This window comes from Mycobacterium tilburgii (genome assembly GCF_902168065.1).
GTDB lineage: Bacteria > Actinomycetota > Actinomycetes > Mycobacteriales > Mycobacteriaceae > Mycobacterium > Mycobacterium tilburgii.
Map to the genome: position 1 here is coordinate 21,681 of NZ_LR655716.1, position 24,682 is coordinate 46,362.

At 65.7% G+C, this 24,682-nt stretch carries 19 protein-coding genes and 10 pseudogenes; 9 read left to right on the plus strand and 20 right to left on the minus strand.

The window, feature by feature from the left end:
- The first annotated feature begins 60 nt into the window (after positions 1-60).
- Together FQ389_RS11625 and FQ389_RS11630 are read left to right on the plus strand one after the other, a co-directional pair.
- Positions 61-888 carry a uracil-DNA glycosylase gene (locus FQ389_RS11625; RefSeq protein WP_144207783.1) on the plus strand — a complete coding sequence of 276 codons (828 nt, stop codon included), beginning with the start codon at positions 61-63 and terminating at the stop codon, positions 886-888.
- Positions 885-2,020: pseudogene (locus FQ389_RS11630) on the plus strand (FAD-binding protein). The gene FQ389_RS11625 and the pseudogene FQ389_RS11630 overlap by 4 nt, the downstream one beginning before the upstream one ends.
- A 76-nt stretch (positions 2,021-2,096) precedes the next feature.
- Here the strand turns inward: FQ389_RS11630 and FQ389_RS11635 are convergent.
- From FQ389_RS11635 to FQ389_RS11665, 7 genes and pseudogenes are all read right to left on the minus strand, one after another.
- The gene (locus tag FQ389_RS11635; RefSeq protein WP_144207786.1) at positions 2,097-2,693 is read right to left on the minus strand and encodes a GGDEF domain-containing protein; all 597 of its coding nucleotides are present in this window, start codon (positions 2,691-2,693) and stop codon (positions 2,097-2,099) included.
- Positions 2,690-3,394, minus strand: a complete 705-nt coding sequence (locus FQ389_RS11640; protein WP_144207789.1) for a hypothetical protein — start codon at positions 3,392-3,394, stop codon at positions 2,690-2,692. The genes FQ389_RS11635 and FQ389_RS11640 overlap by 4 nt, the downstream gene beginning before the upstream one ends.
- Positions 3,395-3,418: 24 nt before the next feature.
- Complete coding sequence (locus tag FQ389_RS11645) at positions 3,419-4,093, minus strand: diguanylate cyclase domain-containing protein (RefSeq protein WP_144207793.1); 675 nt, start codon at positions 4,091-4,093, stop codon at positions 3,419-3,421.
- A 26-nt stretch (positions 4,094-4,119) separates the two neighbouring features.
- Positions 4,120-4,494: a hypothetical protein gene (locus FQ389_RS11650; protein WP_144207796.1), complete on the minus strand. Its 375-nt coding sequence runs from the start codon at positions 4,492-4,494 to the stop codon at positions 4,120-4,122.
- A 142-nt stretch (positions 4,495-4,636) separates the two neighbouring features.
- Positions 4,637-4,930 (minus strand): hypothetical protein, encoded by a 294-nt coding sequence (locus tag FQ389_RS11655; protein ID WP_144207799.1) that lies wholly within the window; start codon positions 4,928-4,930, stop codon positions 4,637-4,639.
- 109 nt (positions 4,931-5,039) lie between these two features.
- On the minus strand, positions 5,040-5,489 hold the full coding sequence (locus FQ389_RS11660; RefSeq protein WP_144207802.1) for a nitroreductase family deazaflavin-dependent oxidoreductase: 450 nt from the start codon (positions 5,487-5,489) through the stop codon (positions 5,040-5,042).
- Between the two features lie 10 nt (positions 5,490-5,499).
- Positions 5,500-5,928: pseudogene (locus tag FQ389_RS11665) on the minus strand (HIT family protein).
- Between the two features lie 46 nt (positions 5,929-5,974).
- Between FQ389_RS11665 and FQ389_RS11670 the strand changes: the two are divergent.
- A pseudogene (locus tag FQ389_RS11670) lies at positions 5,975-7,010 on the plus strand (amidase family protein); the annotation flags it as partial.
- A 9-nt stretch (positions 7,011-7,019) separates the two neighbouring features.
- On the opposite strand, the pseudogene FQ389_RS11675 reads toward FQ389_RS11670, so the two are convergent.
- Positions 7,020-7,518: pseudogene (locus FQ389_RS11675) on the minus strand (DNA-deoxyinosine glycosylase); the annotation flags it as partial.
- On the opposite strand from FQ389_RS11675, the pseudogene FQ389_RS11680 reads away from it, so the two are divergent.
- A pseudogene (locus FQ389_RS11680) lies at positions 7,507-8,341 on the plus strand (adenylate cyclase regulatory domain-containing protein). The pseudogenes FQ389_RS11675 and FQ389_RS11680 overlap by 12 nt on opposite strands.
- A gap of 364 nt (positions 8,342-8,705) precedes the next feature.
- On the opposite strand, the pseudogene FQ389_RS23120 reads toward FQ389_RS11680, so the two are convergent.
- From FQ389_RS23120 to FQ389_RS11710, 7 genes and pseudogenes are all read right to left on the minus strand, one after another.
- Positions 8,706-10,005: pseudogene (locus tag FQ389_RS23120) on the minus strand (sensor domain-containing protein); the annotation flags it as partial.
- A complete protein-coding gene (locus FQ389_RS22480; RefSeq protein ID WP_407662861.1) occupies positions 9,944-10,093 on the minus strand; it encodes a hypothetical protein in 150 nt (49 codons plus the stop codon). The pseudogene FQ389_RS23120 and the gene FQ389_RS22480, both read right to left, overlap by 62 nt.
- Before the next feature lie 476 nt (positions 10,094-10,569).
- A complete protein-coding gene (locus FQ389_RS18035; protein WP_186296382.1) occupies positions 10,570-10,743 on the minus strand; it encodes a hypothetical protein in 174 nt (57 codons plus the stop codon).
- A gap of 186 nt (positions 10,744-10,929) precedes the next feature.
- Positions 10,930-11,653: pseudogene (locus tag FQ389_RS11695) on the minus strand (LppX_LprAFG lipoprotein).
- A 190-nt stretch (positions 11,654-11,843) separates the two neighbouring features.
- Positions 11,844-12,179, minus strand: a complete 336-nt coding sequence (locus FQ389_RS11700; RefSeq protein ID WP_144207805.1) for a DUF732 domain-containing protein — start codon at positions 12,177-12,179, stop codon at positions 11,844-11,846.
- A gap of 118 nt (positions 12,180-12,297) precedes the next feature.
- On the minus strand, positions 12,298-14,196 hold the full coding sequence (locus tag FQ389_RS11705) for an ABC transporter ATP-binding protein (protein ID WP_144207808.1): 1,899 nt from the start codon (positions 14,194-14,196) through the stop codon (positions 12,298-12,300).
- Positions 14,193-15,962: an ABC transporter ATP-binding protein gene (locus FQ389_RS11710; protein WP_144207811.1), complete on the minus strand. Its 1,770-nt coding sequence runs from the start codon at positions 15,960-15,962 to the stop codon at positions 14,193-14,195. The genes FQ389_RS11705 and FQ389_RS11710 overlap by 4 nt, the downstream gene beginning before the upstream one ends.
- Positions 15,963-16,147: 185 nt before the next feature.
- Between FQ389_RS11710 and FQ389_RS11715 the strand changes: the two genes are divergently transcribed.
- Both FQ389_RS11715 and FQ389_RS11720 read left to right on the plus strand, forming a co-directional pair.
- The gene (locus FQ389_RS11715) at positions 16,148-16,699 is read left to right on the plus strand and encodes a DUF3558 domain-containing protein (RefSeq protein WP_144207814.1); all 552 of its coding nucleotides are present in this window, start codon (positions 16,148-16,150) and stop codon (positions 16,697-16,699) included.
- A complete protein-coding gene (locus FQ389_RS11720) occupies positions 16,699-17,244 on the plus strand; it encodes a DUF3558 domain-containing protein (protein WP_186296384.1) in 546 nt (181 codons plus the stop codon). The genes FQ389_RS11715 and FQ389_RS11720 overlap by 1 nt, the downstream gene beginning before the upstream one ends.
- Positions 17,245-17,249: 5 nt before the next feature.
- Here the strand turns inward: FQ389_RS11720 and FQ389_RS11725 are convergent, their stop codons facing one another.
- The 3 genes and pseudogenes from FQ389_RS11725 to FQ389_RS11735 all read right to left on the minus strand — a co-directional run bounded on the left by FQ389_RS11725 (position 17,250) and on the right by FQ389_RS11735 (position 20,220).
- Positions 17,250-17,534 carry a hypothetical protein gene (locus FQ389_RS11725; protein WP_144207820.1) on the minus strand — a complete coding sequence of 95 codons (285 nt, stop codon included), beginning with the start codon at positions 17,532-17,534 and terminating at the stop codon, positions 17,250-17,252.
- A gap of 106 nt (positions 17,535-17,640) precedes the next feature.
- Positions 17,641-18,744: pseudogene (locus FQ389_RS11730) on the minus strand (13E12 repeat family protein); the annotation flags it as partial.
- Positions 18,745-18,842: 98 nt separating this feature from the next.
- Positions 18,843-20,220: pseudogene (locus tag FQ389_RS11735) on the minus strand (FAD-binding oxidoreductase).
- 265 nt (positions 20,221-20,485) lie between these two features.
- On the opposite strand from FQ389_RS11735, the gene FQ389_RS11740 reads away from it, so the two are divergent.
- Positions 20,486-20,962 (plus strand): DUF732 domain-containing protein, encoded by a 477-nt coding sequence (locus FQ389_RS11740; protein WP_144207823.1) that lies wholly within the window; start codon positions 20,486-20,488, stop codon positions 20,960-20,962.
- Here the strand turns inward: FQ389_RS11740 and FQ389_RS11745 are convergent.
- Entirely contained in the window at positions 20,959-21,243 is a 285-nt protein-coding gene (locus tag FQ389_RS11745) for a DUF3017 domain-containing protein (RefSeq protein WP_144207826.1), read from the minus strand. The genes FQ389_RS11740 and FQ389_RS11745 overlap by 4 nt on opposite strands.
- Positions 21,240-22,085: a bifunctional methylenetetrahydrofolate dehydrogenase/methenyltetrahydrofolate cyclohydrolase gene (locus FQ389_RS11750; RefSeq protein WP_144207828.1), complete on the minus strand. Its 846-nt coding sequence runs from the start codon at positions 22,083-22,085 to the stop codon at positions 21,240-21,242. The genes FQ389_RS11745 and FQ389_RS11750 overlap by 4 nt, the downstream gene beginning before the upstream one ends.
- 39 nt (positions 22,086-22,124) lie before the next feature.
- Between FQ389_RS11750 and FQ389_RS11755 the strand changes: the two are divergent.
- Together FQ389_RS11755 and FQ389_RS11760 are read left to right on the plus strand one after the other, a co-directional pair.
- Positions 22,125-23,352: pseudogene (locus tag FQ389_RS11755) on the plus strand (NADH:flavin oxidoreductase).
- A gap of 62 nt (positions 23,353-23,414) precedes the next feature.
- Positions 23,415-24,682 (plus strand): FHA domain-containing protein (locus FQ389_RS11760; RefSeq protein WP_144207831.1); only part of this gene is annotated, 1,268 nt, incomplete at its 3' end.

Below are 24,682 nucleotides of genomic sequence, written 5' to 3' on the forward strand. Positions count from 1 at the left end.
GGCAATCTAACCCCGAAACCGGACGCGGCGAACGCCGAATTTCGTGGTCCCGCCACGCGAATGCAGGATATCTACGTGCTTGCTCATCCGAACACCGGGGTGGCGTTCGATTCGCCGGTGCCACCGGGTAGCGGGTGGCCCGGTGATCCGGCCACCCGGCTCACCCCCGCAGCCGTCGATGCCGCACAGGTTCGGGCGCTGGCCTGGGCCGCCGGTTCGGTGCCGGAACTGGACGCCCTGGTCAGCGTATGCCAAGCTTGCCCGCGCTTAGTCACCTGGCGTAAGGATGTTGCCGTCACGAAGCGGCGCGCGTTTGCCGATCAACCGTATTGGGGCCGACCGGTCCCGGGTTGGGGATCGCAGCGCCCGCGCATTTTGATCGTGGGACTGGCGCCGGCGGCCCACGGCGCCAATCGAACTGGGCGGATGTTCACCGGTGACCGGTCCGGCGACCAGCTGTACGCCGCGCTGTACCGGGCCGGACTGGTGAACCAACCGACTAGCGTGGACGCCGCAGACGGTTTGGCAACCAAGCAGATCCGCACCACCGCGCCGGTCCGGTGCGTGCCGCCGGCCAACGTACCGACCCCGGTCGAGCGCGACACCTGCTGGCCGTGGCTGGAATCCGAATGGCGGCTGCTCCGTGAGCATGTCCGCGTGGTAGTCGCCCTGGGCGGGTTCGGCTGGCAGATCGCGCTGCGTCTGCCCGGTTCCACCGCTACACCCAAGCCGCGGTTCGGCCACGGCGTTGTTGCTACGCTGCCGTCCGGTGTGCGGTTGCTGGGTTGCTACCACCCGAGCCAGCAGAACATGTTCACCGGTAGGCTTACGCCCGTAATGCTCGACGACATCTTCATTGAGGCGAAGAAGCTAGCAGGAATCAAGTGACCGAAATATTGATTTCCGGGGCCAGCATCGCCGGTACAACAGTGGCATATTGGCTTGGACAGCACGGCTTTTCGGTCACCGTGGTGGAACGGCATCCCGGGCTGTGCCCCGGCGGGAAGGCGATCGACGTGCGCGGCCCGGCACTGACGGTGCTGGACCGGAGGGATTGCTTAGTGCCGTCGCAGACCGAAAGACGGGCATTTGTTGGGTCGTCCGTCGTCGACCGCGACGGCAACGAGCTGTCCCGCGACACCGAGTCGACACCCACCGGCGGTCCCATCGACAGTCCCGACATCGAGTTGCTCTGCGACGACCTGGCCTAGTTGCTTTACGGCGCAACGCAGCCCGACACGGAGTACCTCTTCGACAACACTATCGACGCGCTGGACAACCGTGGGCCGGCCGTCGACGTGACCCTACAAACGTTCGCCGGCGCGCAGCTTCGATCTGGTGATCGGCGCCGACGGTTTGCACTCCAACGTGCGCCAACTGATTTTCGGTCCGGAAGAGCGGTTCATCAAGAGGCTCGGCGCCTACGCCGCGATCTTTACGGTCCCCAATTTTCTGGACCTCAACTTCTGGCAGATGTGGCACTACGGCGACACCACGATGGCCGGGGTGTACAGCGCCAGGCACAACGCCAAGGCGCGCGCCATGTTGGGCTTCATGGACACCGAACTGCGAATCGACTACCGGCGACATCGAAGTGTCAGTACGACGAGATCGAGCGGCGGATGACCGACGAGGGCTGAGTGCTGCCGCAGCTGCTGAACTTCATGCGCTGCGCGCCGGATTTCTACTTCGACGAGATGGCGCAGATCGTGATGGACCACTGGTCGATCGGCCAGGTGGCGCTGGTCGGTGACGCCGCGTACTGCTGTTCGCCGCTGTCCGGCCAGGGCACCGGTGTCGCGCTGTTGGGTGCCTACATTCTGGCCGGCGAACTCAAACGCGCGCGGGTGGGCGACTGGGTCGACCACGGCGTGGTGTTCGCAAGCTATTTCAAGCACTTCCACGACTACGCCGAGCGCACCACAATTCCTGGCCACCGACAACATTCCCCGGTGGCGCGCGATTTCGCAGGATACAGTTTGAGACCATCGTGAACTCGTTCACGCTCGGCACTTACTGAGCGGGAACGTTTCCCCGGCCCGGAAGCGTTGTGGCAGTCGTGTGTCTCTGCGTTGGCTTTGATCTTGGGCTGTTAGTTACAGCGTTGGCTGGTCACCTTCGAAGAGCGCAGCGCGCAGCTCCTCGATGAGGTTGGGATCGGTTTCGCGGTACGCCTCGAACATCGAGTCATACACCGCGATCTTGCTCATCGCGGATTTGGCGTGCGACATTGCTGCCTCGTCGCGGCTGAGTAGCTCTTGCGGGTGCTCGCAATGGTCGGGGCACAGCGCAATCGCGATTCGCGTATCGACGCGCAAGGTCAACGGATCCATCGCGAACGGTTCGTCCAGTGCTTCGAGCAGGCGCCTCGCCTGAGCGTGGGCGCCGATGAGGTCGGAACCCTCGGTCAGCAGGATGGCGAACTCGTCGTCGCCCACCCGTGCGAGCAGGTCGTCTTGACGCACGCTGGCGGCAAGGCGTTCCGCGATGTTACGCAACAACTCATCGCCGAAACGACGGCCGAGTAAGTCGCTGATCTCTTGAATCTCGTAGAGCTTGACCAACAGCAATGCTTTGCGTGACGACGTCCGCAGTGCCGAATCGGGATCGTTCGGCGACGTGCCGTCGGACAGGGAGGTCAACGCCGTCGCCAACGAACGGTGGTTGGGCAGCGTCGTCAGCTCGTCAGTCATGGCGTGCCTGTAGTTTTTCCGATCATACTGGCGTCGCGCAGCGTCAGCGAGAAGCGCACCGCCGCGGCGATCAAGTTAAGGGTCGCGAATGCCGTCGCCAAATACGAATTTTCGTCAATCAGCGCAACGCAGAGCGCCACCACGGTGCACGCCACTGGGATCGCGTAGGAGCCAAATCCGCGCTGCAGCTTGGGTGCCGGCACGGGCGTGGGCACCCAGCTTGCCAGCGCGAGCAGCAGCGCCGCAGCGGGCCACGCGGCATCGAGCGTGGTGCCGACCCGATCGGCGCCGGCTGCGCTCCGCCGAGACGGACGACGTCGGCGATGGCGAATCCGGCCAGTCACGCGACAACCATCAGTCAGCGAAATTTGTTGCGCAAAACCACTAATGGCAAGATGCCGCCGGACAGCGCAGCAGCGCGAGGTCGCCCCATAGATACAGCAGGCCGACCAAGACGGTGTCCGGCCCGGGCGACGCGCCCGCATCGAGTGGACAGCCACCGCCGCGATGGCCAGGCCGCAGATCAACGGATCGAGCCGGATCGGGATCGGCACCGCGGCCAGGCGCGGGCGCAGCAGTAGCAGCACACCGGCGTAGATAAACGGGTAGAACGCAAGGTATTCCGCGTCGGTGACGGACGGTGAGTGCCCGGTAGGTACCTGCAGGGCGTAGACGACGTCACCGATTCCGGAACATGTCATGTCGGCCGCGATCAGGGCCCAGGCCTACCGGTCGGTCATGATGCGGTGCGCACGCACCAGAATCAACCCGGCGGCGACCAGGTTCAGAGTGGCATAAAGCCCCTTGGGGAAGGGGGTGTCGTGTTGGGCGTTGATGCCGGCGCGACGGTGAAGCCGATGCTCGGACGGACGGCGACGGGGACTCCATCGATCACGATCGGCGCGGAAAGCCTCGAGCACGTCGTGCGCGGCCACTTGGGAGTCCTCGACGGAACCTTCGAGCAGTACCGCGAATTCGTCGCCGCCGAGGCGCGCGATGAGGCAACGGTCGTGTAGTGTCCGGTGGAGCCGTCCGGCGACCGGGATGAGAAGTTCGTCGCCCGCCGGATGTCCCAGGTCGCCGTTGACCGCTTTGCAGTTGTCGAGATCGAGGCACAACACCGCGATCGGATAGCTGTCGTCCTGCCGAGCGGCAACGGCCTCTTCCAGTCGATGCAGGAAATGCGCACGGTTCGCCAGCCCGGGGTCAGGCTGTCCCGGAGTGCTTCCCGCGCCACGACGGCCAGCAGGTCCTGGTTCTCGGCGAGCGCGATGAACTGCCGGACCAGCACCGCGGCGACGAGTATGCCCAGCAGCGCCGTCAGCACTCCGTGCTCGGCCCGGGCGACCGCGCTCCAACCGACGATCGCGGCCAGCAAGAGCGGAATGTAGGGCAACCACAGCAGCGCACGCGACAGCACCTCATTTCACGAAACCGTGTCGGTGGCGGGAGGTCCCCTGACGCTGGCCAAGGCGGCCAGCGCGATCATCCCGAGTCCGGCCACCCGGCCCAGGTCGCCCAGGTCGTTGACGTGGTAGCTGCCGATGCCGGTGTCGAACACCATGGTGATGTCGGCGATGCTGATCGTCGCGATGCCGGCGGCCACCAGGGCCCGGCTCGGCCGCTCGCCGGGCCGGGCCCGCGACAGCATCAGGATCGCTGTCGTCATCAGGATGCCGTCGTTGTCAACCTGCGCGACCGTCGCGACCCGCGAGCCGTTGTCGTGATGCACCTGCTTGTCCAGCACGAACACCCACGAAATCACCAGCAGCGAGCTGATCAGGATGAGTCCTTCCAGCACCAACCGCCGTGAACTGTGCCCGAGACAGGTTGGACAACAGCACCAATGACGTCATGGCCCCGAAGGGCCACAACAGCAGCACGATTTCGGCGGCGGCCGTGTGGATGGCGTGATCGAGCTGGGAACGCACGTCGTAGAACGCCTAGATGATCTCGCCGACGGCCCACCCCAGTTGGGCCGTGACCATCGCCAGCCAGCCGTATCGGCGACGGCCTTGCGCGTAGCGGGCGGCGCGGAGCCCGCACACCGCACCGATCAGCAGGCTGCCGGCCAGCGCGACTCGTCGACCGGCCGGGTCGCGTAGGCGCTCTCCCAGTCCCGCACCGAGGAGATGATGATCAGCAGCCCGGCCAATAAGGTAGCCGGCGACCACGAGCCAGCCCACGTGAGCGGACAGCACGAAGCGCTGCCACGCATTCCCCGCCCAGCGCTTCATTGCTGCTCCAGCCGATCTGCCCCCGAGGTGAACGCATGGAAGCCCCACCACTGCTAGCAGTAAAACGGCCCCGCCGGGTTATCTCGTGCTTTTGTGCAGGTTGGTGCCATTACGTGGGCGTCAGCGCGACGACCGGGATCGGTCGCGACGTCCGGCTCTGATAGCCGTTGTACCGGTTCGCGTTGTTCTTGTTCACGATGCCCCACACCCGCGCGTAATCGGGGTCATCCGCGGTGATCACGCGTGCGGTGACCGGGAATCGCCGCGGGCCCACGTTGATCTCGCATTCCGGGCGTTTACGCAGGTTGTAGTACCAGCCGGGGGCGGTGTCGCTGCCGCCGTAGGACGCGACGATCAGGTATGAGTCGCCGTCCTTGGCGTAGGTCAGGGTGGAGGAGCGCTGCTGACCGGTCTTGGCGCCGATGGTGCGCAACAGCAAACTGTCCGGGATTCCGGGTACGTGGTGACCGATCCGGCCGTCGGTCTTGCGGTACAACGTGTCGTGGATGCGCAGTAGCGGGGCCAGGAATAGTCGCTCCAGCGCAGTGAGGTCGCTCATGTCGTCCGTTCTACTGACTGGCATCGATGCGTGCCAGCGCGTCGCGCCGGATCTGCCCGGTGGTCTCCTGGTCGGGGTCGCGTCGGAGCAACATTCCTTTGGCCACCGACAGCTTGTCGCCGTGGCGGCGCGGCAACACGTGCAGGTGGGATGTGGAAGACCGTCTGGAAGGCCGCGCCGCCGTCGTTGATCGCGATATTGGTGGCGTCGGCCAGCTCGGTGGCCCGGGCGGCCCGCGCGATCCGTTGGCCCGTGGCGATCATACCGGCCAGCGTCTCCGGCGGGTGTCGGTCAGGTCGACGCTGTGCCGCTTCGGGATCACCGGCGTGTGTCCGCGCGTGAACGGCCGAATGTCGAGGATCGCCAGGTAGTCATCATCTTCGCAAATCTGGATGGCCGGGGCTTCGCCGGCGATGACCGCACAGAACACGCAGGACATGTCGCCACGGTACTGGTTGCCGTGAGCCGGGAGTTACGCTGCCGCAGTGGATGCTCGCGAACTTGCCTTCACCGGCGCGGGTGCACTGGCACGAATGCTCGCCTACGGGGAGGTCAGCGCCCCGGACCTGCTCAAGGTGTACCTGGACTGGATCGCCCGGTTGGACAGCGAGCTGCGCTGCTATCGCGTGGTGCTGGCCGACAGCGCCCGCGAGGATGCCGAGGCCGCCCAGGAGCTCCTCGACGCGGGCGAGCGGTTTCCGCTGCTCGGTGTTCCGATTGCGATCAAGGACGATGTTGACGTCGCCGGCGAGAATCTCGGCCGCACGCTGGGCGGTAGTAGCGGCAGTAGCGCGGCGGCGTTCGCCGCCGGCCTGGCCCCGCTGGCGCTGGGTTCCGACGGTGGCGGTTCGATTCGCATCCCGTCGTCGTGGTGCGGCCTGTTCGGCGTGAAGCCGCAACGTGATCGGGTTTCCCTGGAGCCGCACGACAACGCCTGGCACGGGCTGAGCGCCAACGGACCGATCACCCGGTCGGTGCTGGACGCGGCGATATTTCTGGACCCCACCTCGAAGGTGCCCGGCCCGGACGGCGAACTCATCGCAGCGGCCACCCGAGCGCCGGGCAAGTTGCGAATTGCGTTGAGCACCAAGGTTCCTACGCTTCCGGTGCGCGTCGGGTTCCAGCAGTTGGCCGCGGTCGAGCAGGCCGGTGCGTTGCTGCGCGAGCTGGGCCACGAGGTCATTACCGGCGACCCGGACTATCCTGTGGCTCAGATCTTCGGGAACTTCGTGCCCCGTTATCTGCGGGGCATCAGCGATGACGCAGACGCGCAGGCCCACCCGGAGCGGCTCGAGCCCCGAACCCGCAACATGGCGCGCGGGCTCGTTTTTCTCCGACCGGCGCATCGCGGCCCTGCGCGGCGCCGAGGAGCGGGTCGCCGCCAGGATCCAGTCGATCTTTGATGACGTCGACGTCGTTCTCACGCCGGGCACCGCGACCGGTCCGTCGCGCATCGGCGCGTATCGCCGCCGGGGCTGGGTGTCGACGCTGCTGTCTGTGGCACAACAGGTTCCGTACTTTACTTTCCGGTCTGGATGCGCGCCACGCCGCCAGCTTGACGTTCGGGTTTGGTGTCGTGCGCGGGACTAGTCGACGGCAGCCGCCTGTAACCGCGCCGCGGGTGCGCAGGCACCCTTCGGTGATACACCTCGGCCGCCTTGGCGCCGTTGAAGTAGACCCGGGTTATGGCCGGGTAGCTGGCGTAGAAGTCGGCAAAGTCGTTGACCACCAAGCTTTTAGGATCGATGCAGAATCGGCGCTACCGACGCGGCAGCAGCTGCGTAGCACGCCCCACAGCGCAACGCCGTCTGCACGCAGTGCGGTCAGGCGGGCCTGCTGGTACGGCGCGGCCGGGTCGAAGTCGAGCAGCTCACCAGTGATGTACCAGAACGCATTTCGCTGGATTGGCGTAGTACTGGCCGGCCGCCAGCGACTGGGCGCTCGGGAACGAGCCCAGGATTAACACCCTGGCTCGGTCGTCGACCGCGGGCGGCAGCCCGTGCAGTAGCGGGAGGTCATCACCTCCCATCATCGCGCGTCGGCGATACACGTTGGCCACGTGGACGAGGTGGTCTACCGGAACATCGACGACCCGCTCGACGGGCTCGAGGGCTCGATCCGCAGCGAACGCCGAGCTGGTGGGCTGGCTGCTGGACCAGGGTATCACCGCCGAGGAGATCCGGGCCACCAACCCGCCGCCGCTGCTGGCTACCCGGCAACTGATCGGCGACGACGGCACCTACGTGTCGGCGCGCGAGATCAGCGAGCAGCACGACGTCGACCTGGTGCTGTTGCAGCGCGTGCAGCGGGCGATCGGCCTGGCCCGGGTGGACGACCCCGACGCGGCGATCCACATGCGCGCCGACGGCGAGGCGGCCGCGTTCGCGCAACGTTTCGTGAAGCTGGGCCTCGATCCCGAACGCTGGGTCAGCTCGCCGGCCGGTTGGCCAGCCTGGCTCGCGACGTGACGGTGCCGCCGGTGCGGTTCATCAAGACGATCGGGGACGCGGTGATGTTAGTCTGCCCCGAGCCCGAGCCGCTGCTCGATGTCGTGCTCAAGCTTGTCGAGGCCGTCGACACCGACAACGACTTCCCGCGGTTGCGGGCGGGGGTGGCCGCTGGGATGGCGGTGAGCCGGGCCGGCGACTGGTTCGGTAGCCCGGTCAATGGCCAGCCGGGTCACCGGGGCGGCGCGCCCCGGCACCGTTCTGGTGTCGGAATCGGTGTGGGAGGCGATCAGCGACGCGGGGAACTACGCCGTGTCGTTCGCCGGGGCGTGCCGGCTTAAGGGAGTGAAGAACGAGGTCAAGCCGTTCCGGATTCGCCGCGGCACCGACGGCGACGGAGGCTGATTTGCCCTGGTCACGTGGGCAGGCCCAGGCGGCGCTGGGGCGTCTGACACGGTCCGACGCGGTCGGCTCCTTCCCCGCTGCCGACACATTGAACGGCCGCTTCCGGGCCTGCTTCGCTGTCAAAAATACGCCGTTGAGTGGGCCATATCAACGGCCTTCCGATCCGGGGAACCTGTCGGAGGCCGTTCATCGTTCGCCCTGGGCGAACGGCTGGTACACCGTGATGCAATAATTATAATAATATCATCATACCATTCGCATGGGCGGCGGTACGGTCGCCCCGGGGGCTGGCAGCAGACGCAGCAACCCGACGCCAGCGGTGCGGCGGAATGGTTCGCCAGCGTTTCCGCTTCGCTGACGGTCGCTAGATGCTGTTGACTTCGTCGACGATCTGGCCGGCTTGATTGCTGATGTGGTATCCACACGCGTTGATGTCGACGACGATGTTGTTCGCCACGCTCATCGCGTGCTCACATTTCGAGCCGTGTCTTCCTGAGGCTGCAGCACCGAGATTTTCGGTGGACTGCCCTGGATTTGGCGAATGTCCACCGATAGGTCTTGTTGCTCGAGTTCGTCATCGTCGCCGTCTGTCCGGCGCAGCTCTTCCATTTGCCGGCTTCGCTTTGCAGAAACGCGTTGGCCTTGTCGGCGGTCGGATAGGCCACCACCGCCTGGTTGACCCAGTGGTCGTTGTTGTCGCCTGGTTCGGACGACACCATGCCGTTGATGCCCGTGTAGCGGCTCCCGGCGTATACGGTCCTGGGTGGTGTACAGCGCTCCCTGACAGTCGGGTATCGACACCGTCATCGAGGAAGGAGGTGCCCATCGACGTGATCGGCTTGCTGGGCTGAATGTTCGTCGCACCCATGATCGTTTTGATCTCCGAGGGGCTCAGCAGTAAGGAGTTCAGCCGGGTGGCCGCGATCGGGTCGGGCGGCGGCTTCGGGTCGGGGATGATCAGCCAGATGGCCACGGCGCTGACCACCACCACAGCCGCCGCGATGGTCGGCCACGAATTGCGTTTCGGTTTCTGCGGCTGTCCCGGGGCTCATGGCGCGTGGCCGACCGGCTGAACGGGCGGCAGGTTGCCCGGTGGCGGGCCACCCCAGTTGCCGCCGCTGCCTTGGAAATACGCCGGGCTGGGGACGGGCTGGCTCGGGGTCGGAGCGGGCGGCACCGGTGTGCTCGGCGGTGCCGGCGGAGCCGCCTCGGTGGCCGCGATCGTCGGCGGTTGCACGAGATTCGGGCCGCCGGGCAAGGTGGCTTCCTGGCTGCGGCGCAGGATGTTGTCGGCGTGGTCTTGGTCGGGGGCGCTGAGGGCCTCGTGGGCGGCTAGCGCAAGATCGCCGGCGCTGGCGTAGCGCTCCTCGGGTTTTGTCCATGCCGCGCGCGATCACCGCGTCAAAGGCCTTGGAAATGCCGGACCGCACGTTGCTGGCCCGCGGGATGGGGTCGCTGGTGTACGCCCGGACCAACTCGCCGGCGGTGCTCGCACGATACGGTGGCGTGCCTGTCAGGCATTCGTACAAGACGTACGCCAACGCGTACACATCGGCGCGGTAGGTCACCTCGCCGTTGGGGAACCGCTCGGGCGCCATGTATTTACACCATGTATTTACAGGTGCCCACCGCGGTCCGAGTTGGGTTGTGTTCGGCCTCGTAGACCTCGCCCATTCCACCGCGTCCGAGCAGCCGCTTCAGGTGGTAGGGCCCGAACGTCGACCCGACCCGCGAGTCCTGCTCCTCGCTCATCGTTGACCCTCCAGACCAACGGCGGACCCGCCGACCATATCAACAATTTTCGGCAGATCCCCGTCCCGTAACCACCGTGATCAGCAACCATCACGGTAAGCCGTGGCCGACCGGCCGGCAGGGCAATTCGAGGATCGAAATGCGTTGGGCGGCCTGGTAATGCCGTTGGCGCCCAGGGGTACTGGGCGGCCGAGGCGGCGATCAGAGTGAAACTGGTTGTGCGGCAGTGAGTTAGGGTTATAGCGTCACCTACCAGCCCTTCCGGGTTCGCTGCGCGGCGTTACCTGCCAATACCGTGTCATTGCCTGTCAGTGTGCTACTCATTGTGATACCAACCCGGCCGATTCGGTGAAAACGCGAACGGCCTGTGTGCCGCGGCGCGGCGACCCCGCTGCGGCACACAGGCACCAAAATGTCTTTCCCGGCAGGGGAACCCAACGCTAGGTGGTGAACACCAGCAGCTGCTTGCTGGAGTCCTACGCCTGCAGTAACAGCGCCATTGGGATCTGCTCGTCGCGGCCCTGGGGTGTACCGCTGTAGTTGAGGTGCACGATGTCGTCGGCGGTGTCCACGCCGGTCACCACTACGGCGTGACCACCACGCGGATTACCGTTTTCGTCTTTGGTTTCGACGGGCTGGCGCCAGATCAACTCGGCGTTGACGCTGAACGATCACCTTGTGGCCCTCACTCAGCTGCTGCTCGATCCCCTAGATGCCCGCGAGGAAGCCGTCCTGCGCGGCATGCTCCTTGTTGGAGATCTCGGCGTGGATCTTGTATAGCTTCAAGCAGGGTGGGGATGTCGGCAAGATTCACGGTGGTGCACGGCGGCCGGGCGTCAGCCGGGCTTGGTCGCGGTGACGGTCTTTCCCAGTCGGACATGGTCAGCGTCACCGAGGTGTCATTCGTCGGGCGAATCTGAAGCTGCACGATATGGGCGGACCCGTCGGAGGCGATCCAGACCATGGTGGGCACCGTCGTGACGCTCTGAGCGGTCAGCATGGACCCGGCAAGCGTGGCGATATCGTCCGGCGGAGGAGTTGCCGGTGATCTTGGTGGTTGCCACGCCGTTGACCTGTTCGGTGCCCGCCACCGCGCCGCCTTGGAGTTTGGCCAGCAGGTTGGCCAGCCCTTTGTTCGGATCGAACAGCACCGAGACGTTGTAGATCGAGGCGCCGTTGCCGAAGTCGGTGAAGGTGCCGGGTTATCCCAAATCGGAGTACAGTTGACCGTCGACGTAGACGAACTTCGCGTCCTGGGGCGTTTTGCCGACGATCCGCGATGCATTGCCGGTGGCCATGGTCTGCGGGGTGTTGGAGATGTCGCCCTCGAGCTTGGTCACCCGCAGGTTCGGCACGTCGCCTTGTACGGTCACGGTGACGTGTATCCTGGCGACTTTGGCCATTGCATCGGTGGCCTGCTTGAGCAACGTGGCGGCCTCATTGCTCGATGTGGTGACCGTGGTCCCGGGCGGTCTGCCGCTGTTGGAATTGCTGGAACAGCCACCGACAATGAAAACGAGCGAGTGCGGCGGCGGTGACGGTGCGAGGCGAGAGCTTCATCGACATCTCCTTGGGGTAATCGGCCAGAGCTGCTTCTTGAATAGCAAACCCCGGCGCGGCAAAGCAACAGCTGACAAACGCATTCCTCTGATTGAGGCGGATTTTCACTCATGCGGATGAAAGTTCCGAAACATGATGAATGGGGAGGGGATCCCGGTTACCGAGATCCCTCATTCGGGTTGGTGAGTACTTAGGTGAGTTGTGACGCGTACTGTGGGCAGTAGGCCTTGGTCGCGTCGACGACGAAGTAGGCCGCCTGGTGACTGGTCATCCGTTTGCTTGAGGATCTCGGTGGCGATGTGTCGGTCCCGGTCTTGCCGGCGGCCAGCTCTCGGCACACCTGGTGGCCTTTCCGGACCGCTTTGGCGAGCGAGGTGAAGGAGATGCCGAGTTTGTCCATCTGGGAGAGGAACGCGTCGTCGGCAGTGGTGGCCGCGGCGGTGCCGGCGGTGCCCAGTGCGACCATCCCGATGGCGGCGGCCCCGATCATGGTCCCGGCAACAGTCTTGATGCGGTGAGTGAACATTGCAGTGATCGTTTTCAGGTGCGGTTGGGGTGCTGATGCGACTAGGGTCAGCGCCGCGCCTAAGGGGATCCTCAATAACTTCTTGGCGTCGTTTCAGTAACGTCTCAGCCTGGCCGAACTAGGCTTGGCTCATCGCATAGTAGGCGCCCCGCCGCGCCATCAGTTCGGCGTGATTGCCTTGCTCGACGATACGTCCCGCCTCGAGCACCACGATGAGGTCGGCATCGCGAATCGTCGAAAGGCGATGTGCGATAACGAAACTGGTGCGGTCCCGGCGAAGTTCGAGCATGGCTCGTTGAATCAGCGCCTCGGTGCGGGTGTCCACCGAGCTGGTGGCTTCGTCCAGGATCAACAATTGCGGGCGGGCCAGGAACGCGCGCGCGATCGTGATCAGCTGCTTCTCGCCGGCGCTGATGTTGTCTCCGCCGCCGCTGACCCGGGTCTGGTAGCCGTTCGGCAGCGTGTGCACAAAGCGGTCCACGTTCGCCGCGGTGGCCGCCTCGATCACCTCGTCAGGGCTGGCATCGGGCCGTCCGTAGGCGATGTTCTCGGCGATGGTGCCGTCGAACAACCAGGTGTCCTGTAGCACCATGCCGATGCGGGAGCGCAGGGCCTGCCTGCGCACCGTGGTGATGTCGACGCCGTCGACGAGGATACGTCCGGAATCGGGATCGTAGAAGCGCATCAGCAGGTTCACCAGGGTGGTTTTCCCGGCGCCGGTCGGCCCGACGATCGCCACGGTACTGCCCGGCTCGGCCGTCATCGACACGTCTTCGATGACCGGGGTGCCCGGTCGGTAGGCGAAGCTGACGTGCTGAAACTCGACCCGCCCGCGGGACGCCTGACAGTTGGGCCACTCCGGCCGGCCGGCGTTCGGTGGGTCCGGTGTTTCCTCGGGCTCGTCGAGCACGGCGAACACCCGCTCCGCGCTGGCCACGCCGGACTGCAGGGTGTTGTACATTCCGGCCACCTGGCTCAACGGCGTGTTGAACTGGCGGACGTACTGAATGAATGCCTGGATGCTGCCGAGGGTGAGCTGTCCGGTCGCCACCTGCAGCCCGCCGAGCACCGCGACCGCGACGTATCCCAGATTGCCGATGAACGCCGTAGCCGGGGCGACCAGGCCGGAGAAGAACTGGGAGCCGAAGCTGGCATCGTAGACGTCGTCGTTGAGGGCGTGGAATCTTTCGCGCGCGGCGGCCTGGTGGCCGAGGGTCTTGACGACGGTGAATCCGCTGTAGGTCTCTTCGATGTGGGCGTTGAGGCGTCCGATGTTGGTCCACTGTGCGATGAACAGCCGATGCGACCGGCGCGTGATCGCCCGGGTCGCCAGCAGCGAGAGCGGCACGGTCAGCAGCGTGGTCAGGGTCAGCAGCGACGAGATCGACAGCATCATCGCCAGCACCGCCAGCACGGTAAGTATCGCGGTCAGCAGCTGGCTGACCGTGATCGATAGCGACGATTGGACGTTGTCGATGTCGTTGGTCATCCGGCTCAGCAGCTCGCCGCGCGGCCGCCCGTCGAAGTAGGACAACGGCAGCCGATGCACCTTGTTTTCGACATCGTTGCGCAGCGCCATCATGGTGCGCTGCAACGTCACGTTGAGCAGTCGCGATTGGACCCAAATCAGCAGTGCGGCAACTAGGTACAGGGTCAGGGCGATCGCCAGCGTCTGCGCCACGGCGCCTAAGTCCACTTCTCGTCCGGGCACCACGTTCATCCCGGACAGCAGGTCGGCGAAGGTGTTCTCACCGCGGGACCGGGCCTGGGCGACGGCCTGCGCCTTGGTGATTCCCACCGGGAGGCCGCGTCCGATCACGCCGTTGAAGAGCAAATCGGTGGCGTGACCGAGGATTCGTGGTACGACGACCCCGATCGCCGTGCTGGTGAGACCCAGCGCGATCACCGCGATGCACAGGTTTTGTTGTGTCGCAAGCCGATGCACCAGTCGTGCTGCGGTACCCCAGAAGTCGTGCGACCGGGTGGCCGGGGTGGATCGGGTGGTCCTGGTGCTCACGGCGCACCCCCGACGTGGTCAGATCGCACCGCGTCCACCGACTGCGAGTCGGCGAATTCCGCGTAGGTGGGGCAGGAGCCGAGCAGCGATTCGTGCGTGCCCGACCCCACCAGTTTTCCGGCGTCGATGACGACGATCTGGTCCGCCTGCGCGGCTGTCAAAATACGCTGTGTCACAACTATGGTGGTGGCTTCGCCGGATACTTCACGTAAGGCGGCACGGACCCGCGCCTCGGTATGCACGTCTAGTGCGGAGAACGCGTCGTCGAACAGATAGATCGCCGGGCGGCGGATCACCGCTCGGGCGATCGCCAGCCGCTGCCGTTGCCCGCCCGAGAAGTTCATGCCGGCCTGGGCGACGCGCAGACGCAGTCCGTCGGGGTGGGCGCGGACGAAATTGTCGGCCGCGCCCACTCGCAACGCGTCCCACATGTCGTCGTCGGTCACCACCTGGCCGGGGGCCGCGCCCATTCGCAGATTCTCTGCCAGTGTCCCGGAAAAGAGATAACCGCGCTGCGGCACCAATCCGATTGCCGACCAAAGCCGTTCGGTGTCGTAGTCGCGGACGTTGAGGTCGTCGAGCAGCACCGCGCCGTCGGTTACGTCGTAGAGTCGGCAGATCAGCGACACCAGCGTCGATTTGCCCGAGCCGGTGCTGCCGACGATCGCGGTACTGGTGCCGGGCCGAGCGGTCAGCGAAACATCCTGCAGCACTGGGCGTTCGGCTCCCGGATAGGTGAATGTAGTGGCGTCCAAGCGCACCACGCCGGTGATTCCGTGTGCCGGCAGCTTCGGCTGCTGCGGGCTGACGACGGCGGCCCGGGTCGACATCACTTCGGTGATTCGCTCGGCGCATACGGATGCGCGCGGCAAAGCCACCAGCGTCATCGTCGCCACCAGCACGGCCATCAAAATCTGGGTGAAGTACGCCAGGAACGCCGTCAGCGAACCGATCTGGATCTGACCGCGATCGATGCGCAGCCCGCCGAACCAGATCAGCGCGACGCTGGACACGTTGATGGTCAGCGTCGTCACCGGCAGCATCAGCGCTTGCCAGTTACCGGCCGTCAGGGCGGCGTTGGACAGGGCGGCGTTGGCGCGAGAATACCGGTCACGCTCAAAGTCTTCGCGGGTGAACGCCCGCACCACCCGCACCCCGGACAGCTGGTCGCGCATCACCCTGTTGATGCCGTCGATCAGGGCCTGCATACTTCGGAACAGCGGCAGCATGTGCGACATGATCCAGTAGTTGCCGACGGCCAGGATCGGGACGCTGACCAGCAGCAGCCAGGTCAGCGCGGCCTCCTGGTAGATGGCCATGACGATGCCGCCAACGCACATGATCGGCGCGGTCACCAGCACCGTGCCCGCCATCTGCACCAGGTACTGGATCTGCCGGACGTCGTTGGTGCTGCGGGTGAGCAGGGTCGGCGCGCCGAATCGGGCGGTCTCGGGTTCGGAGAATGTGGTGACGTGTTCGAATATTGCCCGGCGCAGATCGCGGCCGAACCCCATGCCGGTCCGTGACCCGAAATAAGTGGCGCCGACCGAACACAACACTTGCAGCCCCCCGGTGACTGCCAGCATGACGAGGCCGAGCCGAACGATCGTCGCGGTGTCACTCTTGGCGACACCGTCATCGATGATCGCGGCATTGATCGTCGGCAGGTACAGCGTTGCCAGGGTGCTGATCGTTTGGAGCACCAGCAGCGCTGCCACCAGCCGGCGGTACGGCCGGATGTACTGGCGCAGCAATGCCAGAAGCATTTGGTAACTGTCGCATACGGCGTCCGGGGTGGCCGGGTGCACCGCCGGGCGGTTGCGTGCGGACGCGGCCGACGGCACACGCGCCGAAATGCTTGATCAGATGGCGCGCCGGTGGTTGACCCTCGGGGTGGCCGCTACAGTGCATCGTGTGGACCAGCAGCAAGCTGAGCGGAAGCGGGGTAGCGGTGCGACGTAACCTCGCGGCGCTGGCCCTGGCGGCCGTAACGGTCCTGATCCCGTCGGTGGCGGGCTGCTCCGGTTCTGGCGACAACAAGCCGGGAAGCACGACATCGTCGGCGCCGAGTGACGCCGACGGCCGGCACGGGCCGATGTTTCCGCAGTGCGGTGGCGTCAGCGATCAGACGGTGGCGGAGCTGACCAAGGTGGGCGGGCTGATCAACACCGCCCGCAATTCCGTGGGCTGCCAGTGGCTGGCCGGTGGCGGCATCCTCGGCCCGCACTTCTCGTTCTCCTGGTATCGCGGCAGCCCAATCGGGCGTGAACGCAAGACCGAGGAGCTGTCCCGCGCCACCGTCGACGACATCACCATCAACGGCCACAGCGGTTTCATCGCGATCGGAAATGAGCCGAACCTGGGCGATTCGCTGTGCGAGGTCGGGATCCAGTTCCAGGATGACTTCATCGAGTGGTCAATCAGCTTCAGTCAAAAGCCGTTCCCGCCGCCGTGTGACATCGCCCGCGAACTGACTCGGCAATCGATTGCGAACTCGAAATGATGACAAGACGCATCCGACGGGCGGTGGTCGTTTGCCTTGCCGCGCTGATCGTGCTGACCGGTTGCTCGAGGTCGATCGCGGGCAATGCCGTCAAGGCGGGTTCGGGCGGTGTCCCGCGCAACAACAATTCGCAACAGCAGTACCCGAACCTACTGAAGGAGTGCGAGGTCCTGACCAGTGACATCCTGGCCAAGACCGTGGGCGCGGACCCGCTCGACATCCAGAGCACGTTCGTCGGCGCGATCTGCCGTTGGCAGGCGGCCAACCCCGCCGGCCTGATCGACATCACCCGGTTCTGGTTCGAGCAAGGCAGCCTGAGCGAAGAGCGCAAGGTGGCCGAGTTCCTCAAGTACAAGGTGGAAAGCCGCACGATCGCGGGTGTCAATTCGATCGTGATGCGTCCGGACGATCCGAACGGCGCGTGCGGCGTGGCCAGCGACGCGGCCGGGGTGGTCGGCTGGTGGGTCAACCCTCAGGCGCCCGGCATCAATGCGTGCGGTCAGGCCATCAAGTTGATGGAGCTGACGCTGTCGACGAACTCGTAGCGGGTTCAGCGCGGAACGTGGAAGCCGGTGAGAGCGGACCGGCCTAGTTGCAGGTCGCGCCATTGGCCGGTGAGTCTCAGTATCGCGATGCCCGACGTCGGGTACTTCTCCGAAATGTGCTGCATCGCAGCGCTATCCACTGCTTCGTCGGCAGCAAGTCTCAGCGCCAGAGCGGACATGGTCTGTTCATGCCCGACGACGAGCAGAGTATTGACCGCGTCGGTGACCGCGTTGATTTCCTCGATCACCGTTCCCGGAGTGGTGTCGTAGAGAAGGTCGCGGTACTGCACGGGTGCGTCGACGCCCGCATGGCCAGCGTCTGCCGGGCGCGGGTCACCGGGGAGCACAACACCAAGTCGATGGTCGGCTGATTGGCGCGCAGCCAGTCGCCGCCCAGCCCCGCCTGAGCATGCGGTGGTGCGGTCCGCAGGCCAGGGTGAGGTTGTCGATGCGTTTGGTGTGGTACAGCGCGAGCGGTTTCGCGTTGTCGAAGACGGCGAGGTAGTGGTGGGCGTGGCGGGCCAGCCGGATGACGGCGCTGACTGGTAGCCGGGTGCCGCCGCCGGTGATCCCGCTCCCGGCGACCGCGTCCAACTCCGCCAGCGTGGTGGAGACGATGATGGTGGCGGGCAGCCCATTGTGCTGGCCGAGGCTGCCACTCGCCAGGACTACGCGCAGCGCGGCGGTCAGCACGTCGTGCTGGCGCTGGGCGGGTGAGCTCACGTCTCGGTCGATGGCGTCCTGGGACGGCGCCCCATCGGTGGTGGGCTGCTTGTCGACGGGGTTGCACATGCCGGGCGCGGCCAACTTCGCCAACACCGCCTCGAGGGTGGCGCGTAACTCCGGTGTCAGCCAGCCACTTAACGCCGACATGCCGTCGGGTTGCTGTTTCCTGAGAGTGAGGCCGCAGCGATGCGCGCGGTCGTCGTCGCTGAAGGTGCTGTCGGGGTTGAGGCAGTCGGCCAGTTTGTCGGCCAACCGGGACAGTTGGTCGGGCCGGTACTGGGTAGCCAGCTGCGCTAAATGGGCTTCGGCCTGTACACGGGTGTCGGGGTCGATCCAGCCGGGCAGCGGTGTTAGAAGCCGCGGATCACCGCCACCTGCTCCCGCCCCAGCACCCCGGCGTGCTGCGCCGCGGCCGTCGCCGCCAGCACCGGCGCCAACGGCTCACCGGTCAACGCGCACCGCTCACCCAAGTCTGCGGCTTCCCGGATGCGGCGGTCGGCTTCGGCGCGGGAGATCTGGGTCCAGTCGGCGATCACATGCGACAACGTCGCGCCCCGCTCGGCCGAGGTGGCCTCGCGGGCCAGTTGATTGATCAGCGGGTGCTCCCCGGCGTCCAGACGCCGCCGCACCACGTAACCGCTCCAGCCGCCCACGCGTACCGAGTGTGGTGGCGTCCAGCCCCAACTCCGTGTCCACCGCGGCATTAAGCGCCTCGAACGCCGCCACCTCCTCGTCCGTCGACCAACGCTGAACCCATCCCCCGACGCTAACCACACCCACCCCACCGATGTGACTACAGAAACACAAGTGACACAGGAAATCTCACCAGTGTGCAACCACGGCGATTGTTGGGCCCAGGATTGCCCGCGACCTCAGAACTTCAGCCCGGAGTACATGATCTGGTTGGGGTCGTAATTCTGCCGCACGCTGTTCAATTGGGACAGATTCGGTCCGAAGTAGCGGGACGCCGCGGTGTTGGACTCCAGGTAGTTGACATATCCGCCGACTGAAAACTGTTGTACCGCTTGATGCGCGTAACTCAGCCACTGCGTGGCCTCGGACACCTGATTTGCGGCGGGTTCGACGTACCACTGTAGTACCACGGACTGCTTGCGCCAGGGAAAGGCGGAGTCGCCGGGGCCCACGTCGGCGATTGCACCGCCCAGCGGATCCACCAGCAGCGAGGCCTGCCGGGCGGAGGCTGGCCACTGCCCGATCGCGAAAGAAATCGCGTTCTCCACATTGGAATTCACCGTCGTGATCACATCGGACCCAGCCGCGAAGTCGCGGGGCGGGGACGTCGAGCTGCCGCCGGACAGATATGTCACCAGGTCTATCCGGTTCATCGTCTTGTTGGTCTTGATCGCGTCGTCCATCCCGGCCGGACAGGTCGCCAGAATACGGCAATCGGGCTGGGTGCCGCCGACCGCGAGATCGACCATGGCCCAAGCATTTCGGTCGGCGCCATTGAGCCAGTTCTGCCAGCCCACCAGCGCCTGTACGGCCGAGGACGACGCGAAGTCGAGCCGGACGATGTCCGTGTCACCGGTCGGGAAAGTCGCCAGGGTCATCGACGTCGTCACGCCCACAATGCCACCACCGCCGCCGAGTAACGCCCAGAACAGGTCGGGATGATCGCTGGCCGACGCGGTGACGACGTCACCACTGGGCAGCACCACCGTAGCCGATTGCAGTGCGTCACAGGCAAGCCCGGCATGTAGCGAATCGCCGACGATGCCGCACCCGAGCGTCAGCCCGCCGATACCGACCGTTGGGCAACTGCCGGTCGGAACCCCGCGACCGGCGCCGGCACACGTCTGGTGTATCGCCCACAGAGTGGTCGCGGGTGTCACCGTGACGTTGCCCCCTTCCAGCGTCGGACCGCGCGTGTCGAGCACCATCACTCCGTTCGCGCTCGATGCGCCGATGTAGGAGTGGCCTCCGCCGCGCGGGGCAACTTGAGCTTGTTGGCCGACGCGAACGCCTTCTGGACATCGGCCTGCGACGAAACCGCGACGATCGCCGCGAGCGTGGCGTTGTTGTAGAAGGAGTTGAATACCTGTTTGCGCGAAGAGAATTGGGCACCACTGCTGGGCAGCAGGACACTGCCGCCGATGGTGGATGCCAGACCATTCCACGTCGCGACGGCAGCCCCCGGGTCGGCGCCGGCCCGTGACGTGCCGAACACCGCGCCCGCCCCAGCGCTGAAACGGCACCGCGGAGAAACGTCTGACGCGAGATGCCATTGATCCATGGGCGGGATTCTTAACCATTCCTCACTGAAAAGTCCGGCACCGAGGGCTGTGTCAGATCACAGTGTGGACTCGATTGACCGAAATACGATCGGCCAATATCCATAACAGTTTACGCGCATTAACCGATCTCTCACGCCCACGAAACGCAAAGTGTGCGAACCTTGACCCGTCCGTGTCGTAAACGTGACCGCCATCAATCAGTCTTTCCTAAGCGATTCGAGTGCCATGATGAGCACTCCGCGACAGATGGGGAAGCTGTCATGAAAACAGTTGCTGCTGCGCATGGGTGGGTCTGGGTGTTTCGCCACCAACCGTTGACCGTTCGAATGTTGATCGCGGTGGCGGGCCTATTGACAGCGGCGGCGACGTTGGGGGCTCCGGCCGACGCGGACGCCAACACCGACGAAAACTTCATCGATGCGCTGAACCACGCCGGCGTCGACTTCGGCCAACCGGGCAACGCGATGGCCGTCGGCGAGTCCGTCTGCCCGATGCTGACCCAGCCGGGTGGCAGCTTCGACGGGGCGGTGGCGAACATCAGACGGCAGGGCATATCACCACAGATGGCCCAGGTATTCACCACAATCGCGATCCAGACCTACTGCCCGGACATGATCGCAAACTTGACCAACGGCAACATGCTCGGCGGCATACCAGGTGCCCCAATGCCGGGTATGCCGAACATGGTGGGCGGCAACGCCGCTGGATTGCCGCAGATTACCGGCCCGGGGATCTAACCGGTACCCAGCGGATCGATGGTCCAGGCGATGTAAACCATTGCCGCCACCACCGTCGCGGTGGTGATGAAGTCAATCCCCTTGCTGCGCACCGACAACAGGCCGGCGCGATCCTCCGGTAGCACCAGCCGCAGGACGGCGGCGACACCGACCGCAATGCCGATCAAGAGCGAGCCACGACGCCAGAAGTTGGCCTCGACCAAGACGAACGCCATGACGAAGATCAGCCCGACCAACAGGATCGGCCACTGCGCTTTGGCGGCACCCTTCGCCGAACTCATTCCCGCCCGGCCAACTCGACCACGTTCGTCAGCAGAAAGGCGCGGGTCAGCGGGCCGACCCCGCCGGGGTTCGGCGACACATGCGCCGCGACCTCCCACACGTCCGGATGCACGTCGCCGGCGAGCTTGCCGTCCACCCGGCTGACACCAACGTCGAGCACCGCGGCACCCGGTCGCACCATGTCCGCGGTCAGCATGTGCGGCACACCCACGGCCGCGACGATGATATCGGCCTGCCTGGTCAACGCCGGCAAATCAAGAGTTCCGGTGTGGCACAACGTCACCGTCGCGTTCTCGGAGCGGCACGTCAGCAACAGGCCCAACGGCCGACCGACGGTGACGCCGCGGCCGATGACCACCACGTGCGCACCGGCGATATTGACGTCGTAGCGGCGCAGCAGGTGCACGACGCCGCGCGGGGTGCACGGCAGCGGCGCCGGGTTGTTGAGCACCAGCCGGCCCAGGTTGGTGGGATGCAGCCCGTCGGCGTCCTTGCCGGGGTCGATCCGTTCCAGCGCGGCGTTCTCATCGAGATGCTTCGGCAGCGGCAACTGCACGATGTAACCCGTGCACTCCGGGTTGACGTTGAGCTCGTCGATCGTCTCGTTGAGCTTGGCCGTCGAGATGTCGGCGGGCAGGTCTCGGCGTATCGAGGTGATGCCCACCTTCGCGCAGTCGGCGTGCTTCCCGCGAACGTAGGCCTGCGAGCCGGGATCGTCGCCGACCAGGATCGTGCCCAGCCCGGGAGTACGACCCGCCGCGGTTAGCGCCGCCACTCGTTCCTTCAGATCGACGAAGATCTCGTCGCGGGTGGCCTTGCCGTCCAGAGTGATTGCGCCCACGTGTGACAGTGTCCCCTGTCCGGGGTTTAGTCTGCTGACATCCCCTCTGACCAGCCCACTCCGCCCGACGTGTTCAGTCCGGCCCAGCTCGGCCCGATCACGCTGCGCAACCGCGTCATCAAGTCGGCGACATTCGAGGTACGTGCCCCCGGCGCCCTGGTGAGCGATGACCTGATCGAATACCACCGGCTGCCCGCCGCCGGCGGGGTCGGCATGACAATCGTCGTCTGCGCGGTCTCTCCCGGCAGCCGCACCGAGGGCAGCGGACTGTGGATGCGGCCCGAGGCGGTGCCCGGGTTGCGTCGGCACGCCGACGTCGTGCACGCACGAAGGTGCGGCGGTGAGCGCACAGATCGGCCACGCCGACCCGGTGGCCAACGCCAAGTCCAACAAGGCCAAGGCCCTGGCGCCGGTGCGGTTTTTCAACACGATCGGAATGCGCTTCGCGCGCAAGGCGACTCGCGACGACATCAACGAGGTCATCGCCGCTCACGCCGACGCGGCCCGCTTCGCCATGGAAGCCGGCTTCGACGCCGTCGAAATCCATTTAGGCCACAACTATTTGGCGAGTTCATTCCTGTCCCCACTGATCAACCGTCGTGACGACGAGTTCGGCGGCTCGCTGGAGAACCGGGCCAAGGTCGCGCGCGGCATTGTGATGGTTCGTGCGCCGCACGGTGGACAAAGAAGGAACACCGATCGCGGTCACCGCCAAACTCAACATGGCCGACGGCGTGCGCGGCGCCATCACCACCGACGAGTCGCTGATCACCGCGAAATGGCTGGAGGAAGACGGCGGCCTCGACGCGATCGAACTGACCGCGGGCAGCTCGCTGGTCAACCCAATGTATCTGTTCCACGGCGACGCCCCGCTCAAGGAATTCGCCGGCGCCTTAAGCCGCCGCTGAACTGGGGTATGCGCATGACGGGCACCAAGTTCCTGCGCCAATACCTTACCGCGAGGCGTATCTGCTCCGCGAGGCCAAGCTGTTCCGGGCCAAACTCACGATGCCGTTGATTTTACTCGGCGGCATCACCAACCACGAGACGATGGACCTCGCGATGACCGAGGGATTCGAAATTCGTCGCGATGGCCCGGGCGCAGCTCGCCAAGCCGGATCTGATCAATCGCCTCGCGGCCGACGGCGCGCAACACACCGTGCATTCGGCGTGTACGCACTGCAATCGGTGCATGCCAACGATCTACAGCCGGACGCACTGCGTGGTCACCGGGGCCCCCGACAAAGTGATGGGTGTGCGGGCCTGACCCGCTCGACGTGCTGCGATCGCGCAAAGGGCGAAACAGGTCCACGGGCTACAATTGTGGCAATGAATGCACCAACCCCGCCGACGTTGACGGTTCGGTATGACGGGTCGGAACGTACTTTCGCAGCAGGTCACGACGTGGTGGTGGGCCGCGATCTGCGCGCCGACATGCGCATCACGCATCCTCTGATCTCGCGCGCACACCTGCTGCTGCGGTTCGACCAGGGGCGGTGGCTGGCTATCGACAACGGTTCGCTCAACGGCACCTTCGCCAATGGCAGGCGGGTGCCAGTGGTGGGCATCCATGACGGGCAGAGCATCAACATCGGAAACCCGGACGGGCCGCTGCTGACCTTCGAGGTCGGCCGGCACCAGGGCATGGCCGGACGGCCGCCACGGACCGAATCGATGGGCATCCCGGTTGCCGCCCAGCACGCGGCCTGGCCGTCGTCACAGGCGTCCGGGCAGCCGGTCCCGCCGATCGCCGCGCCGCCGCCCGGTTGGCAACCCGCCTGGGGTGGACCCGCGCCGCGCGTGGCCCCGCCCAGCGCGCGCCCGGCGCCCGGTCAACCCGCGTATCCGACGTCGGTGGCGCGACCGGCCGCCCCGCCGCCCCGGCCCCAGCCGGCCGTCCCGCAGACCCAAATGTCACCAGCCGTCGCGGAAGCCAAAGCACCCGAGGTGAGCAACCTCGCGACCAAGATGTTCCAGTCGCTGCTGCCGTCGCGCTCCGGGACGGTTCAGAAGCCGGCCGGGGCGCAAACGATCGGCCGCGCCACCGACAACGACGTCGTCATCCAGGACGTGTTGGCGTCGCGCCGGCACGCGTTCCTGGAGTCCACACCCGCCGGCATCGAGATCCGCGACGCACACAGCGTCAACGGAACCTTCGTCAACGGCGTCCGGGTCGGCTCGGCGGTGCTGACCGAGGGCGACGTGGTCACCATCGGCAACGTCGACCTGGTCTTCAGCCGGGACACCCTGGTCCGGCGCACCGAAGCCGCGACGCGCACCGGCGGCCTGGAAGTGAACTCGGTCTGCTACGTCGTCGACCACGGCAAGCAGCTGCTCGACCACATTTCGCTGACGGCCCGTCCCGGCACGCTGACGGCCATCATCGGCGGGTCGGGCGCCGGCAAGACCACGCTGTCGCGGCTGATCGCCGGCTACACCACGCCGAGCTCCGGCTCGGTTACCTTCGAGGGCCACAATATCCACACCGAGTACGCGTCGCTGCGTAGCAGGATCGGGATGGTCCCGCAGGATGACGTGGTGCACCGCCAGCTGACCGTCAACCAGGCGCTGGGCTACGCCGCCGAGCTGCGGCTACC